We start from the raw sequence: 17,801 nt of genomic DNA on the forward strand, positions 1-17,801 counted from the left end.
TTTAAAAGCCTTTTTCATGACCAATATAAAAGGCAAAACGCAGAGCATGAGGCATTTTTTAAAAAAGTTTCACCACTGTTCACACCTACTATTCTCATGGTATTAACCCATGATTCATTGGGTTCAGACAGCACTCAGTTGATCAAAATTTTTGAAAATTAAATCAACATCTATGAGAAAAAAACTACTCATTTTATTACTGCTTAGCTTTAGCACTTATGCATGGGCGCAGCAATTTACGCAAACCATATCTTTCCTTGGTACAGGGGAAGACAGCAGACTAAAGGGCTTTGGCTCAGAGCTTTCAATGTATGGAGATTACCTAGTAGCGAGTGCGCCAGAGTACATAAACGACAACGGATTACGCAAATACGATGACATCTTTTACGTATTTAAGCACAGCAATGGCAGTTGGGCAGAGGTGAGCAAGTTGGAACCACCAACTGGCCATACTTTTGATGAAGCCACCGGTCGAGCAATTATCGGTAAAAATTTTATAGTGATTGGAAGAAAACCTAACGGAGGTGACACGGACACTTCTTTGGCATTTTTATACCAAAAGCAAACCGATGAAAGTTGGCAATTTCATAGCATGCTGCCAGAAATTAATAGAACCGGCATTCGCAATGTTTCAATGGATTTTACCGGAGACCATTTGGCTCTGTTTGTCAATAGTGACTCTGGCTACGAACTGATTGTGTTTGATGTATATGGCGTTGATGGTACCGTTGATTGGGGAATTAGAGCAACGTTGGATTTGGGGACAGCAACCTCAATTAAAAATCAAACCGGAGGCCCGCTTGGACGAGGCGAAATATTCAAACATAAAAATGAATTTAGTGCTAACGGTTTTACTGGTCCGGCCATTGCCATGGACAACAAATCAATTGTTATCGGTTGGGATCAGTCATCAGTAGAATACAGCTATGTAACTCTCAACGTAAACGTGTATACTTATTCCAGCTTTAGTCCTAGGCAAATTCAGGCGGGGAAAGTGGATGTATATGAGCTAAAAGGAACAGCTGAAATAGAGCACAAGCAAACTCTTACACATACGGGCTACGATGACTTTCATCAGCTTGGCTACCAAGTAGGTATTTCTGGAAATACAGTTTTCACCACTATGGAGGGTGGGCCAAATTCCGACCGAAAAGTCTATGTATTTGAGGTAGAGAGTGACGGAATTTGGTCTCAAGCCAAAATGTTGGCCCCTGCCGATTTAAGTGGAAACCATAAATACGGAGATAAAATACTGGTACGCGATAATAAGGCTTTTGTAGCTGCACCAGGCCTGACATACACCGAAAGTTCCGTAAATGCATCGGGAGTGGTATACGCATATGAGAGAAGTGCTCAAGGTGATTGGCAGGAAATACAAGCTATAAAGGGTGAGGTTATTCCTCCCAAAAATGGCTATGCCGGTGTTGGCCCATCTGGTTTTGGAACAGGTATGGCTTACACCGAAAACCTGCTTTTGGTAGGTGCTCCCAATACAAGCAATAGCTACTTCAATGATGCTGGCAGAGGAGAAGTTTATGCGTTTGGTTCATGCGAAGCAAAAACCTATGAGGTGTCAGAGTCCGTTTGTTTAGACGATGGAAATTATGAATTTGGGGGTCAGTACTATTCTGAATCAGGAACCTATACTCACACTTTTCAGTCGGCTTTAGGCTGTGATAGTACCGTGGTGTTAAGCCTTACCATAAACCCATCAGATTTTGTAATGCTTAACGATATCAATTTGCGAGTAGGTAATTCTATAGACTTTGGCGGGCAAACCATTACTGAAACAGGAGAATACGAGCTTGTACTGCAAAATCAGTATGGCTGCGACTCTACAATAGTTCAGCCAGTAATCGTTTCGAACGATGACTTTGTAGGTCTTGGAGATGTGGAAATTTGTGAAGGCACCGAATATATTTTTGGTGATCAAACATTAACCGAGTCTGGATCATATCAACTCGATTTGAAGAATGAAATTGGTGGAGACTCTACAGTAGTAGTAAATCTAATTGTTCGAGAAACCGATTTGGTTGTATTAGATGCAGTCGAGATTTGCGAAGGAACAAACTACCAATTCGGAGGACAAACCATTACCACATCTGGCGATTATGAGCAATTGCTAACGAATCAATATGGTTGCGACTCACTAGTAACGGTGAATGTAAAAGTGAATACTCCTGATTTTGTAATTCTAGATGACGAGAATCTATGCGAGGGTGCCATTTACCAGTTCGGAGAAACAGAAATTACTCAAACCGGCATGTACCAGCTCTTTTTAAAAAATCAGGCAAACTGCGATTCCACCGTCCAGGTACAGGTAAATTTTCATTCTCCAGACGTTGTAAATCTCAACACTGTAGATATTTGTGAGGGCGAAACATTTACGCTCGGTAGCCAATTATTGAATGCTTCGGGAGATTATCAGGCCATTTTAGTTAATCAATATGGTTGCGACTCTACAGTAAATGTATCGCTAAATGTACTAGACAAACCTAACCCAAGTATAACCCTTGATGAGTCCAACACAGATGAACCAACACTTAAGGCAGAACCAGAGAATGCCACTTATCAGTGGATAGATTGCGCTACAGGGCAGGCCATTGCAGGTGCCACAGGCATCACTTTTAAGCCAACAGTTTTTGGCGATTATGCAGTCGATGTTACCTTAAATGGATGCACACAGCGTTCGCAGTGTTTTAGCTTACAAGTACTAAGTGCTGAAGATGAGATTGAAATCAGCAATAGAATTTCCGTCTTTCCTAACCCTGCAGAAGACATGTTTAAAGTAGAAATGCCGGCTGTTTATCGAAAGATAAAGGCAACCATTTACAATACTCAAGGCATTGTGCAGAGCACAGCTACTTTCAACAATCGGCAGGCTTTCGAACTCAGTTTGGCGTCACTCCCTCAAGGTATTTATACGTTGCGAATTATTGCAGATGAAAACCGAGGTACCAAGCGAATTTTTAAGCAATAAAGACATCAGTTTACTAATTTTTAAATAGTTAAATCAATGAGAAGATTAAATCTAAAATATATAGTTCTCTGCTTGGTTTTGGCCGTTTGGTCATGCAATAGCGGTAGCGATGAAGAGCCAACGGAACAAGAGTTAGTAGTGAAAGCCCTGACAAAAACCTGGGGTATAGCTCCAGGAAGAAGCGTTGTTTTTCAAGGGCTCGATGCTTCAGTTTTTTGGGCGGATTTTGAATTGAGTTTTACCGACCGAAGGAGCTTTACCGTTTCTGGTGTACCAAGTGGCTATGACGATGTTTGGCCAGCATCTGGCACCTTTACCTTTCCAGATCCTAAAGATCCAAACTTAATAGAGCGCAACGATGGCGTTTTTATTAAGATCGAAATAACCTCTGAGACCAGAGTAGAGTTGGTTTTTGAACTTAACGACACCGGAGGGAGCGCGTTCGGAACAAGCGGCAACTACAGGTTCATGCTTGCTTCAGGTAGTTAATTTACAATTATAGGAGTCCCGTTAGGGACTTTTTTTCTTTTTACTGTTCACATGAGTTGAGTAAATGATATAAAGGTTTGAAAAAACAAACGCATGAAATTAATACTACTAATCGGCCTACTTCTTTGCAGCCTTGTATTAAACGCTCAGGAAGAAAAGGATCATCCGCTCTTTCCTGCCTTTGAAGGCGCATCGATTTATCAATACGAAGAAACATCATTTGAACCTTACCAGCTGGTAACAGGCCTAGTCAATTCAGCATATAATAGTTCTAAAAACAAAAAGGCAGAAGGCCGAATCTTTAGAATATTCTATACCATGCCAACCGATAAAGCATCGGTTTATGAGGTATTCACCAACTTTAAAAAGGCGCTGCAAAACAGTCAGGCAAAAACAATTTTTAGTTGTTATGGCGATGAATGCGGAGATATTAGTCTTTTCTGGAAAGAGCTAGAGCCTGCGCGCTTTCAAATCCCTGTATACTACGGTGAGCGCTTTGCCTACCATGCCGCAAGCTTTAGCAAAGGTGGAAAGGCCTACTATGTAGCCATGGTTTTTGGCTATGGTTTGGGCGAACAGGGTTACGAGATTCATGTGGTGGAAGCAGAAGAAATGGAGCAGAAAGTTGATTTAAATACCCTTGAATCTACTTTAAACGAGAAAGGCATGATTTCTATATACGGTATCACTTTCGATACTGGCAGTGCGAAAATCAAACCTGAATCGGACGATGTACTACAAGAAATTGCCAGCTACCTCAAAGCAAACCCGTCTGTCAATATATATGTAGTAGGCCATACCGATGATGTTGGAACAGTAGCCTCCAACCTTACGCTTTCCCAGAATCGGGCAGCTGCAGTGGTTAAAAAACTAACCTCCGTTTTTGGGGTAAACAGCACCCAACTCGAAAGTTCAGGCGTGGGGCCTTATGCTCCGGTAAGCAATAATATTTCGGAAGAAGGGCGAGCGAAAAACCGCAGAGTAGAACTGGTAAAACGACTAAAATAAGATAACCAAAATTCATGATTATGAGAAAGATAATATATCTGCTTTTAGCTGCAGTGATTGGAAGCACAGCTATAGCGCAAGAAAAAAAGAAAGACGAAGTAAAACGTAAAGCGAAAGAGAAAACAGAAAAGCGTTTAGACGATAAAATTGATAAAACAATTGACGGTGGTCTCAATAAGCTTGAGGGGCTTTTTAAAAGAAAAAATAAAAAGAAGAAAGGTGATGAATCAGAACCTGTTGATAGTACCGAGACAATGGACATATCTACCTTAATGGGTTTAGGAGGAAATGGAAAGGAGATTAATATTAAGCCAAGCTATCAATTTAGTAGCAGTATGAAGAGTCAATTCAAATTCTACGATTTGAAGAAGAATAAAGAAGTAGGTAATATTTACTACGAATACTTCTTTAGTCAAAATGATTACATCGGGATGAAATTTATGGATGAAGAAGGCAACCTTGGCAAAGCTTTCAACCTAATGATCATTGATGGCGATAATAGCATCAATTTTATGGAAAACGAGGGTTCAAAGATGGCTACCAGTTTTAACATGAATACAGCCATAAATTTGGATGAAGTTGCAGAAGAGGACTGGATGTCATCAGCCCAGTTAAAACAAACAGGAAAAACCAAGCAAATTGCTGGCTATGAGTGTGATGAGTATGTAATGGAAGATGAGACCGCAAACAGAAAAATGACATTTTGGGTAGCGCCTGCACTTAGCAATTTAGCCAATCAAATGGGCAACATGTACAAGGGAATGCAAGGTAAAGGAGCAAGTATGGGCAGTAATCCTTTTGCAAGAGCCATAGGCGGAATGGTACTTGAAATGCACATGATCGATAAGGAAGAAAATATGGCCATGACAATGAACACACAGGAAGTAAATCCCTCACTAACCTATACCTTCAACACTGAGGGCTACCAAGTCTTCAACATGTCGCAATACACACCAAACGGGAATTAACATGATAAAAGCAATACAATTAATAATATTTCTGGCTGTAGCCGCTTGTGGTGGCAGTGGAGAAGGTACAGCCGTTAGTAATAGCACAACAGCCTCTGACAGCAAATGTCTAGAAGAAAATATCAACTTTCCGAGCAAGTTGCTGACCGAGCAAATGGTGCTTAAACTTATAGACACTGAAGGAAAAGAGCTGGAAGTAAATGGTAGTGACAACAACAAGCGCACTGAATGGAATAGTCGAGATTTTAATTGGGATACGGGCAGAAAAGGCAACTTCCAAGGAATGGAGCTTCCGCTTATGAACTCAATTTCGCTGTATAGTATGGAGATAGTTAAGGCCGATAATCCTATCGAGAATTTTAAATCTACTTACAAAATACTAACTGATGAAGAGCGAAAAAAGCTCATGAAACAGTTGAGGGAGGGCTTAAAGGCCAAATTGGATGCTGATGAAATTACCGAAGAGCAATACAATATGTCGCAAGGATTTACTGGTGTCTTTGCCAAGCTCAATTATCAGAAGATTGACGAAAAAGTGGGTGACATTGCCATATGGGATGCCACAAGAACAAAGCTTAATCCTGTCTCTATGGGGGCATTAATTGTGCAGTATGGTAAGGTAAGGTTTAAACTAAATGTAGATGTAGGAGGTGAGAATGACGAGGCCAGTAAAGCCTTAGCCATCAAAGTGGCGCAAAGTATAATCGCAAATTGCAATTGACTACTTCACGTCTTATTATAAACAAGTAGTAATCGTCATTCCCAACCCACTGTCACAGGTTCTTCGAACCTGTGACTTCTTCTATAAAGGCGAGACATAATAATTAGAAAGGTTTGAATTTAGCTTTTTAGACAAAAACGCTCATCAAATTTTATCCCTAGAAACAAACCCAAACTAAAGGGATATTCATCAATCAATGCATAATACTACAAAGAACCATTTCAACGGATTAATTTCTATAAACCTATTGGCAACAAATTCTCTCCAGCTTTATTAAAAGAAGAAACCCATATTAACATAAAATGCCCCTTTGCGATCTGGAGTAATACCGTACTGAGCGGTAAGTACTATGTATTCATAGAAATGAAGAAAGGCTCCGCCACCATAGGTAGTGGTAAAGCTGGTGCTTTCTTCTACATCATCGGCCCAAACTTTACCATTATCTACAAAACCCAACACCCCAAAGTCGCCATTAAGAACAACGTTTTTAATTTTAGCCAAGCTTACTCGGGCTTCTGTATTCTGATAGACACTTCCTTTTCCTGCAAAACGGGTTCTTCTAAAACCCCTTAGGTTGGTTTGACCTCCTAGAAAATTAGATTGATGAAAAAGGTAATCTCCTACATTTTCACTCACCCCAAAACGTGTAGCAAAAGTCAATCTGAATGGTAGTTTTGGAGTGTAGTACAATGAAAAATCTGTGCTTAACCGTGCAAAATTCACATCATCACCATCAATCTCATTAAGATACGAAACCTCAGCATTCCATCGAATTCCTTTCGTGGGGTTAAAAGGATGATCTATATAATTCAATTCGGCAAACATTTTACCGCCAAGCATTCGCTTGCTAAAGGTGTTTAAAAATTGAGTTCCAATTTGATTTTCAAGAATGGTATTCGGTTGCTCCTCAACATCCGCATATTCGTACATAGGACCTATTCCGAACGAAAACATTTTACCAAAACGTTTAACCAATGGGGTTGACACATGAATGTTGCTTAGTCGCACACGGTAATAATCTAAATCTTGGGTAAACTCAGAATCATTTCCTTGCCCAAAGTAATTAAAGGCAAATTTTGGATTATGCCCCCAAGCATTTATTTCCAAATCCCAATTGTGAGCAAATAGTGAATAGAATTTAGCCTCTGTTTTTAAATTAAAACCTCTCGTTTTAGTCGAGAAATTTCCTTCTACTTTGAGTGAAGCCTGTGGGTCTCTTCGAAAACCAAATCGTTCCATATAAACTCCGGCCCCTAAAAACAGCCCATCGTCTGGATTTAACTCAAAAGAAAGCCTTGGGCCAAAGTAGTCATACTCAAAGTCATCACGGCTAAACTCATTCACCCATGGGTTGTTTGACGCTACTGTGCTGGTTTCTTTACTTCGTTTAACTTCACTTATATCCTCTGGATTGTCGTAAATTTTTGTCTTATGACTCCACCCTTTTACTCTCGATTCATCTTCAAATGTATCTGTTCCTTCTCCCCCTACAATTCTTACTTTAATGCTTTCATCTACTTCTCCCTCAATTTTAAATTCATCGTCTCCGCCTAGCCCATAGAGCCATAACTCTTTAGTTACTTGGGAAGAAAAAGTGCGAGAATAAATCTTCTTTTCAATTTCATCATCGCTATTAATTTTAAACACCTCCACTTTTACCGAGTCATTCTCCACCCGATTTACCTCAAACCTTTCATGTTTATTGCTTCCTACTATTCGTACAAACTTGGACAAGAAGAGATAATAATCTTCTGCGTATTTATCTAATTCATTCCTTCTAGAAATCAGTTTTTTTTCAATATCCTGAGCGGAAAAAGAATACACTTCAGGTGGTAAATCCTGCATGGCTTGATGGATGATTTCGTCTGTTAATTCTCGCTGAATATCTTTAGCAATCTCTATCCAATCTCTCTTTTCTAACCTTGTTAAAAGGTTACGGTCTACATGCCTGCCTGCATAGTTAATATCCCTTATGTTTTCTATTTCGTAAGTAAAATGCGACAATTCGCGTTTACCTGTGGGGCGTTTAATCAAAGAAGGCAACAGACCATCCATTAAAACAAAAGCCTGATCCCTATCCCTCGGTACTGCTTCAAAACGAGAACCCTTGTCTTCATTTTCGAATTCTGCCCAGCGCCATTGATCCCAGTGGCGATCCCAATCACCAATAAGCATATCGAATAGGCGCGATTTGGCCAATTGGCGTTCGTCTACAAAGTTGTCATTGTCTTCATACAAATGCTCAAACAGCTTGTCTGTACCTACAATATTTTTACTATTGCCAAACCTCTCATAATTTGAAAGGTCTTCATCTGGCCGTATTTCTGCCATAAATAATGCATCACCAAATTCCTCAAGAAAATCATCATAGCCTGGTATATTGGTTGACTTTCGCACATATAGTATTTCAGGCTTGGTATGGTAAACCCCTACCGCATCAGCCATTTTTGGAATGGCCATAAAGGCATAAGGATGTGCCGATGAAATTTGGTCTTTAAGGATATTATGAAGCCATGTTCCTCTCAGGGCCTCTGGCAATACTTTGTAAGGGTATTTATCTAAACTTCTAAGGTTATACTGAATACCATTTTCTGCCAAAAGCCTTAGGGATTTGGTTTGATAGCCTCCCCCTATTTGAAGCACCTCCACTCCTCCCTTAAATGATCTTGGTTCGAATACAGGAACGTTAATAGGAGTTGCCCATTCCTTTCTATAATGGTCTCCCCATAGAAACCTCCATAATCCATCTCTTTCATAATAATCAGAATTAGGTATGGCTGTTTGATAATTTACAGTATCCTTTTTGGTCTGAGCCTTGGTTGTATTTACCATGAGGATCAGAAGTATAAGACAGGTTAATTTGGATGTGTTCATACTTCGGCTTTGGCAAAACTTCATCCAAACGCCAGAAACACACAGATTCATTATACTTCAATAATATCGGGGAATTTTATGCACAAGATGAATTACAAATAATGTAGAATTTATTACTCACTATTGTTTAAAACCGCTTTTTCTGGTAACCATATACATGGTATGCTTTTGGTAAATCAACTGGTATGACAGCTCAACCAAACATAATTAACCAAGCCATAGATTTTGTTACCGAACTCTACAGATCTACACACAACAAAGAAGTGGTTTATTACACACTACCAAACACTCTAGCCTTCCATTCAGAAGCCATGGAAATAGCAGAGCAAGAAGAGCTTAAAGACACCCTACATTTAGAAATTGCTACTTTATTTTTCCATACTCAGTTTTGGAATAAAAAAAATCCAGAGGTCAGTCGAAATACCCATCTGCACGAGTTTATCGAAACTCATAAAGCGAAACTAGATGAGCAAAAAATTATCGCCTTAATGGATTCCATCCATAATAATAGTGAGGGGAAAACTTTAGAAGAATCTATTCTATACGATGCCCATTACAGCTACCTAGGAAAAAAGAATTTCACCCGAAACCTTTACTTAAAAGCTAAAGATGAAGATAACCAACCTTCGGTTATAGAATTGCATCAAAAAAAGATTCGATTTATGATTGATCATAATTATCGAACATCATATGCCATTCGTGAATTTGCCGAACGAAAATCAAAAAACATATATAAGTTACAAACCATTGCCGACAAATGGATTTCTAAAAAGAACAAAGACAAAAGAAAGGATAGAAAACTCGGACGTGGAATTGACACCATGTACAAGTCGATTTATCGCAATCATATAAATTTAAGTGCCATAGCCGATGGAAAAGCCAACTTAATCATCAGTGTAAACACAATTATACTTTCCGTCATTATTACCCTTGCCGGTACTGGTTATACTTTTTTTGAAACTGGCTTTTTCAAATATGCCCGATTTACAGTGCCCGTTATTATTTTGCTCATCTGCTCTTTAACTGCTGTAATTTTCGCTATCCTTTCCGCAAGACCCAACGTAACCAAAAAGCGAGTAAACCGAGAAAGATTGCTCGCCAAAAAGAGCAGTATACTTTTCTTTGGAAATTTTGCTACGGTAGAACTCCAAGACTTTGTTCGTGAAATGGGCGTATTTCGCCAAGAGCAAACCCGTCTTTATGATAGCATGTCCGTAGACATTTATCAATTAGGCATAGTACTTCATCGAAAATACAGACTCGTTCAAATTTCATATAATGTATTTATGATAGGCCTTGCAGTAAGTGTATTGTCGTTTCTAGGGATTTTCATTTATTCTGAGTTTCAAATTCAATAATTGGCATTTTAAAATAGTTGAATTCTCTATCATCAAACACCCGCTAAACCAATCATAAGAGAAGGAAATACGACACGTAAATCAAATCACAATTTCCTTCTCTCCCTTTCCATCATTTTCTGTACTTTAGTCTATTATTTCCGATCGAAAAATCGTCATTCCGACTAACAGCCTATGTACCTGATATTTGATACCGAAACCACTGGTTTACCTAAAAACTATAACGCTCCGGTAAGTGATTTAGAGAACTGGCCCCGATTGGTTCAGCTCGCATGGCAGCTACACGATGGTTACGGAAAACTGATTTCGGCTCAAAATTTCATTGTCAAGCCCGATGGCTTCACCATTCCTTATAACTCTCAGCAAATCCATGGTATTTCTACCGAAAGGGCACTGGAAGAAGGCCACGACCTCAATGAAGTATTAAAGGCATTTACCGAAGACCTCAACAAAACCAAAATTGCAGTTGGTCATAACATTGAATTCGATTTAAATATTGTTGGGGCGGAATACCTACGTACCGAACAAGACAATAAGCTCGAAGGTGTAGAAAATATTGACACCAAAAACGTAGCTACCGACTTCTGTGCTATTCCAGGAGGAAAAGGCGGAAAATTCAAATGGCCTACCCTTACAGAATTACACTTTAAGCTTTTCGGAAAAGGCTTTGACGATGCCCACGATGCCGCTTATGATGTTGATGCAACTGCTCGTTGTTTCTTTGGGCTGTTAGAACACAGCGTAGTTCCTCCCTTAGAAGGCGTTCGTTTATCGGAAATTAAATACGAAGCACCAGAACTTGATGCCGCCAATTTTGCTAAAACAGATGAACAAGAAAGTGCAGGTGGCATTGGGAAAATAGACAAAGAAACCCTTTCCGATTTAAAAGAAGTCCCTTTTTCACACCTACACTGTCATTCACAGTTTTCTATTTTGCAGGCCACTTCCGAACTCACCGCCATGGTGAATACTGCCAAAGAAATGGGAATGCCAGCCATAGCAATGACGGATCATGGAAACATGATGGGCGCATTTACTTTTGTAAAAGCAGCATTGGCAGCTGGCATTACTCCGATTGTGGGCTGTGAGTTTAACATCTGTACCGACAGAAGTAATAAAAAACTGCAAGACAATGGTAACCAAAGCGTACTGTTGGCCAAAAACAAAAAGGGTTATCACAATTTGGTCAAGCTGGCTTCAATTGCCTATACCGAAGGTTTTTACTACCTGCCCAGAATTGACAAAGACGATTTAGTAAAGTACAAAGGTGATTTAATTGCAACAACAGGTGGACTTTGGGGTGAAGTACCCTACCTCATTCTGAATGTGGGTGAAACCCAAGCAGAAGAAGCTTTTGTTTGGTGGAAAGAACAGTTTGGCGATGATTTCTATGCTGAAATTAACCGACATGGCATTCCAGAAGAAGACCACGTAAATCAAATTTTACTTCAGTTCTGCGAGAAACACAATGTTAAATACATTGCTACCAACAATACTTATTACACCAAAAAAGAACAGGCCGTAGCACACGATATTCTTCTTTGTGTTAAAGATGCTGAATCGGTAAGTAAGCCTAAAAAATACATTGGTAAACGCGGAAGAGAATTCCGTTATGGCTTCCCAAACGATGAATTCTACATCAAGTCGCCTGAAGAGATGAAAAAACTCTTCACCGATCTGCCAGAAGCCATTTCGAACACCAACGAAATCGTTGAAAAAATAGAATCTTACAAACTCGAGCGCGATGTACTGCTTCCCAAGTTTGACATTCCTCAGGAGTTTATTTCAGCAGAAGACGAAGCTGATGGTGGCAAGCGTGGTGAAAATGCCTTTTTGCGCCACCTTACTTATGAAGGTGCCAAAAAGCGCTATGGTGAAATCACCGAAGAAATTAGAGAGCGACTCGACTTTGAATTGGAAACCATAGCTAATACGGGTTACCCTGGTTATTTCCTCATTGTTCAGGATTTCACCAATAAGGCCAGAGAAATGGACGTATCCGTTGGGCCTGGAAGGGGTTCGGCAGCGGGTTCGGCAGTGGCCTATTGCATTGGAATTACAAATGTGGACCCTATTAAGTACGATCTCCTTTTTGAGCGTTTCCTAAATCCAGACAGGGTTTCACTTCCCGATATTGATATTGATTTTGATGATGAAGGTCGCCAAAAGGTAATTGACTATGTAATCAATAAATACGGAAAAAATCAGGTAGCCCAAATTATTACCTACGGTAGTATGGCGGCCAAATCTTCCATACGAGATACTGCCAGAGTGATGGAACTCCCATTGTCCGATGCCGATAGAATTGCTAAGCTTGTACCTGACACTTCATTGGCCAAACTGTTCGCCTTTAGCGAAAAGGAGTTAAAGGACAAACTAAAAGGAGATCAGGTGGCCTTGGCTCAAGAGCTAATCAAGATTTCGCATGGCACGGACGAGCTGGCCAGAGTGCTTAATCAGGCCAGAGTACTTGAAGGTTCAGTTCGAAACACCGGAATCCACGCATGTGGAGTAATTATTACGCCAGATGACATTACCAATTTTGCGCCTGTGGCATTGGCCAAAGATTCGGACATGTGGTGTACCCAGTTCGATAATGCTGTGGTAGAAAATGCGGGCTTGCTCAAAATGGATTTCTTGGGCCTAAAAACCCTCACCCTTATTAAAGATGCGGTAAAAAACGTAAAAGAGCGACACGGCATTGATCTGATTCCGGATGATTTTCCTTTGGATGACGAACTTACTTACGGGCTTTTCCAACGTGGAGAAACGGTTGGTATTTTCCAATACGAATCCAATGGAATGCAGAAGTACTTGCGCGACCTCAAGCCTACTGCTTTTGCCGATTTAATTGCCATGAACGCCCTGTACAGACCAGGGCCGCTAGAATACATTCCTTCCTTCGTTAGAAGAAAACACGGTGACGAAGAAATTACCTACGATTTGGAAGACATGAAGGAGTACCTTGAGGAAACTTACGGTATTACGGTATATCAAGAGCAGGTGATGTTGCTTTCGCAAAAACTGGCCGGTTTTACCAAAGGTGAGGCCGATGTTTTGCGTAAGGCCATGGGTAAGAAAAACCGACAGTTGCTCGACCAGTTGAAACCTAAATTTGTGGGTCAAGCGGTTGAAAAAGGCCATGCAGCCGATAAACTAGAAAAAATCTGGAAGGATTGGGAAGCCTTTGCCTCTTATGCCTTTAACAAATCGCACTCTACCTGTTACGCTTATGTGGCTTTTCAAACTGCCTATTTAAAAGCGCATTACCCTGCTGAATACATGGCTTCGGTACTCAGCAACAACATGAACGATATTAAGCAGGTAACCTTCTTTATGGAAGAATGCCAGCGCATGGGTATTCCTGTTTTGGGGCCAGATGTCAACGAATCGAACTACAAGTTTACAGTAAACGCCAAAGGAGAAATTCGCTTTGGAATGGGAGCTATTAAAGGCGTTGGTGAAGCTGCCATAGAGTCGATTATTACGGAAAGGAAAGAGAACGGTCCCTACTCTAACATTTTCGAGTTTGCCGAAAGAGTAAATCTAAGAGCCGTAAATAAAAAGAACTGCGAATCGCTGGCCATGGCGGGTGGTTTCGATTGCTTTAAAGATTACCACAGACGACAGTATTTATACGCGCCTGAAAATGAGCAAACACTTCTAGAAAAAGTAATCCGCTACGCCAATGCTAAGCAAGCAGAAAAAGATGCAGCACAGGTGTCGCTATTTGGTGGAGATAGCAATGTGGCAACGCCTCTACCAAGTGTAGCAGTTTGCGAGCCTTTCAGCGAAATGGAAAAACTCAAAATTGAAAAAGATGTAGTAGGTTTTTACATTTCAGGTCATCCACTTAACCAGTTTGAGGTAGAGCTTGAAAGTTTCTGTAAGCCCATTTCCGATATCAAGAAATTCCCTAACCAAGACATTTCCATTGGCGGCATTGTAAGTGGAGTTAGAAATGGGCAAACGAAGAACGGAAAGCCCTTTGCCATTCTTAGTATGGAAGATTATAACAGTTCGGTGGAGCTCTTCTTGATGGGTGAAAAATACATGAATCACGCGCAGTATTTAAGACCAGGAGAGTTCCTATTCATTACAGGAAGAGTAGAACTGAACTGGCGTAAGAAAAATGAAATCAGGGATAATCCGCACATTACCCCTACTCCCGAAGATTGGGAGTTGCAAGTGGCTGCCATTTCTCTTTTAAGTGAATTAAGAGAAAAAAGAGCCAAAGGAATTAAGGTGAGCATTAATGCCAGAGATGTAGATCAAGCGATGATCGATACGATTATGCAACTGGCAAAAGAGCATGAAGGAAATACAGATTTGAGGATTCAATTGGTAGAAAAATCTGAGAACCTAAGTGTAGAACTTTTAAGCAGAAAAGTAAAAGTAGACCCCAATAGCAACCTGATTAGAACACTAAAAAAACTGGCCAATTCTGCTCATTTAATCACCAACTAATGGGTTTTAATAAAGGCAGACAATACTCTATTTATAATGCCAATGAAGGGTTGCTTTGGTTTTAGCTGTCAAATTGAACTTTTTAATTAGTTTTGTTGTCAACCTGCAACAATAGAAATAAGAACTTAATAAATATATAATGGCAAAAGCAATTGAAATTACAGACGCTAACTTTGATGAGTTAGTATTAAAATCAGACAAACCAGTATTGGTAGATTTTTGGGCAGCATGGTGTGGCCCTTGTAGAATGGTAGGCCCGGTTGTGGAAGAAATCGCAGGTGAATACGAAGGAAAAGCAGTAGTTGGTAAAGTAGATGTGGACGCTAACCCAGGTATTTCTGCAAAGTACGGTATCCGTTCTATCCCGTCTTTACTTTACTTCAAAGGTGGTGAGCAAGTAGACGGTGTTGTAGGTGCTGTTCCTAAAGGAACTTTAACTTCTAAACTAGAAGCTACTTTGGCTTAATTGACCATACATTTTGTGTCCCGTCCTAAATAGGTTGGCATAAACTCGACTTATTTCAGAACGAGACATTGAAAATATACTTAAAGGCTGCACGAAAGTGTAGCCTTTTTTGTGTTCAATCTGCTACAAAAACACACCTAAATCACTAACATAACATAGTAAATCATTTACTTCGGTTATTCCGTAAAGAGAAAGCAAGTAGTTCAAGCGATTAAAATGATCCGTACATTCTCAAAGCATATTCAGCAACACACAAAACTATACTTAGGTTTTGGTGTATTGACGCTGGTTCTTTTGGTAGGTCTAGGGCAAGATTTTCTTGAGTCAGAATTACAAGATTACAGTTTCTACATCAACGAATCGCTCCTTTTCAATTCGTTTTGGGTGTTGTTTTTACCGCTTTCATTTTTCCAACTGAAAGAGTTGAGTGCCTTTCGAATAGAAAAACATTCAAGAGTTTGTCTATCATTATTGGTTCAATCATACTCGCCAGCGCAATTCACTTTCTTCTCTTTCCGTTAATTGTGAATTTAGTTTCGGCTCAATTCTTTTCTCACACCTATGGATTCAGTCGTACTCTGTCTTATGCTTTATCCGAACATTTATATGCTGGCTTAGCCATCTATTCATTAGTTGCTGTTTATCATTACAGTAGAATGGTGGCAACTCCTGCTGTTCCAGAAACCTTGGAATCACCAACTTACGCCAAAACCATTTCAGTAAGCTTGGCAAACGAAACCTCTTTGTTAAATGTAAGTGAGATACAAACCATTGAAGCCGCCAGCCCTTACGTAAAGTTAATCACTTCAAAAGGAAATTTTCTTCAGAGTGAAACACTAAAGTCTATGGCTGAAAAATTAAATCCATCGGTATTTGTTCGGGTTCATAAGTCCACAATTATTAATATGAATGAAGTGGTCTCCTATAAATCCAGACTGAATGGAGATTATGATATTACACTCAGTAACGGCTCTTCAACAAGAATGAGTAGAAATTACAGCCAAACATTTAAAGCCTTACTCAACACTCCTCAGGTTAGCTTAAAAAATTAACAGGACAGCCCATTCGATTTGACAAACCTTCATTTCCGAAGCTTATTGCTAGAAAAAAGTCATGCTTCGAAAACTGTATTACTATCCAATTCTGCTTATCGCTTTTCTTTTCAACTGCAAAGCGCAGCCTCTCCAACGAATAGGTGGGCCGTTTGAAAATGCTGAGTTGATGTACATAGGAATGCCAAAACACATCCCATCTATTGACACGAGTCCGGGATGGATGGAGGAAGGCCAGAAATTATTAATCATCGGAACCATATACAAGAAAGATGGAGTCACCCCTGCTCCAAACGTTATCGTTTACTATTATCAAACCGATACAAAGGGGGCTTATGCAAACAGAAAAGGCCTCGATCAAAAGGTAGCAAGGCATGGCTATATCCGTAGTTGGGTAAAGTCTGACGAAAATGGAAAATACGCGATTTATACTATCCGTCCCGCTGCCTACCCAAACCGTGATGACCCAGCGCATATTCACCCTTCGATTAAAGAACCAAACGATATCAATGAATACTATATCGATGCCTTTGTTTTTGACGATGATCCATTGTTAACTAGCGAAAAGAGAAAGGCAATGGAAAACCGTGGCGGCAGTGGTGTATTGCGTCTTTTGCAAAAGGGTGACTTACAAATTGCAGAACACAACATTATTCTTGGGTTGAATATTCCGAATTACCCAACAACCAATAATAAACAAGAGGCCTCTTCTGGAAAAAATATTGGTGAGGACGTGATTTCATTCACTCCATATCATGCTTGGGGGCCAGATCGCGGCACTAAAACCTGCCCAATCTGTAAGTATGGACGCTATCAAGGGGTGTTATATTTTGTAGGAAAGAACACTAATTGGGAAGAAGTGAGTAAATGGTTGATCTACTTAGAAAGAGAAAGTTTCGAAAGACAGAAATACCTCAAGGTATATTTTGTTTATGGAAATGAATTAAATGAAAGCAATGATAAACTAATTACACATTTGGAGAACATTGGTAAAACACTGAACCTACAAAAAATAGCACTCACTTTCGTCCCCTCCTTTTCAGATAAAGCCTCAGAAATCGACATGAATAAAATCAACCCCGAAGTTGAAAACACTTTCATTATTTACAAGCAAAGTAACATTGTTGCTAAGTTTATTAACCTAACTCCTACTCAAAAAAACCTAAGCCTATTTTCGAAAAAGCTAGATGATACCACAGGTGATTTTTTCCATATAAATCGTTAGTATTCTCTACAGTACGCTGAACATAGGCCAGCACTCGAAATATTGAATTCATAAAGTGAAAGTATTTTTCAAAACTTAATTCATGGAATTAGGTTAATTCGATAATGCCCATGATTACCACTCACAATAGATAGGACTATACCATTTATCAAATTCGCAATGCTTTTGTTCTAGACAATTATTTTTGTTTCGT

The 17,801-nt window shown here is 39.8% G+C and carries 12 protein-coding genes; 11 read left to right on the top strand and 1 reads right to left on the bottom strand.

The window, feature by feature from the left end:
- Positions 1–172 precede the first annotated feature (172 nt).
- The 5 genes from AWW67_RS16040 to AWW67_RS16060 all read left to right on the top strand — a co-directional run bounded on the left by AWW67_RS16040 (position 173) and on the right by AWW67_RS16060 (position 6,166).
- On the top strand, positions 173–2,980 hold the full coding sequence (locus tag AWW67_RS16040; RefSeq protein WP_062302966.1) for a T9SS type A sorting domain-containing protein: 2,808 nt from the start codon (positions 173–175) through the stop codon (positions 2,978–2,980).
- A 36-nt stretch (positions 2,981–3,016) separates the two neighbouring features.
- Positions 3,017–3,469: a hypothetical protein gene (locus AWW67_RS16045; RefSeq protein WP_062302968.1), complete on the top strand. Its 453-nt coding sequence runs from the start codon at positions 3,017–3,019 to the stop codon at positions 3,467–3,469.
- A gap of 93 nt (positions 3,470–3,562) precedes the next feature.
- The gene (locus AWW67_RS16050; RefSeq protein ID WP_062302969.1) at positions 3,563–4,477 is read left to right on the top strand and encodes an OmpA family protein; all 915 of its coding nucleotides are present in this window, start codon (positions 3,563–3,565) and stop codon (positions 4,475–4,477) included.
- Positions 4,478–4,497: 20 nt separating this feature from the next.
- A complete protein-coding gene (locus tag AWW67_RS16055; RefSeq protein WP_062302970.1) occupies positions 4,498–5,445 on the top strand; it encodes a hypothetical protein in 948 nt (315 codons plus the stop codon).
- Between the two features lies 1 nt (position 5,446).
- Positions 5,447–6,166, top strand: coding sequence for a hypothetical protein (locus AWW67_RS16060; protein WP_062302972.1), 720 nt, complete (start codon positions 5,447–5,449; stop codon positions 6,164–6,166).
- Between the two features lie 273 nt (positions 6,167–6,439).
- On the opposite strand, the gene AWW67_RS16065 is transcribed toward AWW67_RS16060, so the two are convergent.
- Positions 6,440–9,040: a BamA/TamA family outer membrane protein gene (locus tag AWW67_RS16065; protein ID WP_176700064.1), complete on the bottom strand. Its 2,601-nt coding sequence runs from the start codon at positions 9,038–9,040 to the stop codon at positions 6,440–6,442.
- 185 nt (positions 9,041–9,225) lie between these two features.
- On the opposite strand from AWW67_RS16065, the gene AWW67_RS16070 reads away from it, so the two are divergent.
- The 6 genes from AWW67_RS16070 to AWW67_RS16090 all read left to right on the top strand — a co-directional run bounded on the left by AWW67_RS16070 (position 9,226) and on the right by AWW67_RS16090 (position 17,608).
- Positions 9,226–10,398: a Pycsar system effector family protein gene (locus AWW67_RS16070; RefSeq protein WP_062302975.1), complete on the top strand. Its 1,173-nt coding sequence runs from the start codon at positions 9,226–9,228 to the stop codon at positions 10,396–10,398.
- Between the two features lie 174 nt (positions 10,399–10,572).
- On the top strand, positions 10,573–14,865 hold the full coding sequence (gene dnaE, locus AWW67_RS16075; RefSeq protein ID WP_062302976.1) for a DNA polymerase III subunit alpha: 4,293 nt from the start codon (positions 10,573–10,575) through the stop codon (positions 14,863–14,865).
- A 139-nt stretch (positions 14,866–15,004) separates the two neighbouring features.
- Positions 15,005–15,331, top strand: coding sequence for a thioredoxin (gene trxA / locus AWW67_RS16080; protein ID WP_053223160.1), 327 nt, complete (start codon positions 15,005–15,007; stop codon positions 15,329–15,331).
- A gap of 216 nt (positions 15,332–15,547) precedes the next feature.
- Positions 15,548–15,853 carry a hypothetical protein gene (locus tag AWW67_RS18905; RefSeq protein WP_141655482.1) on the top strand — a complete coding sequence of 102 codons (306 nt, stop codon included), beginning with the start codon at positions 15,548–15,550 and terminating at the stop codon, positions 15,851–15,853.
- A gap of 2 nt (positions 15,854–15,855) precedes the next feature.
- Positions 15,856–16,383, top strand: coding sequence for a LytTR family DNA-binding domain-containing protein (locus tag AWW67_RS16085; protein ID WP_141655483.1), 528 nt, complete (start codon positions 15,856–15,858; stop codon positions 16,381–16,383).
- Between the two features lie 61 nt (positions 16,384–16,444).
- Entirely contained in the window at positions 16,445–17,608 is a 1,164-nt protein-coding gene (locus AWW67_RS16090; protein ID WP_062302979.1) for a dioxygenase family protein, read from the top strand.
- Positions 17,609–17,801: the final 193 nt, after the last annotated feature.

It is taken from the genome of Roseivirga seohaensis (genome assembly GCF_001592945.1).
GTDB lineage: Bacteria > Bacteroidota > Bacteroidia > Cytophagales > Cyclobacteriaceae > Roseivirga > Roseivirga seohaensis.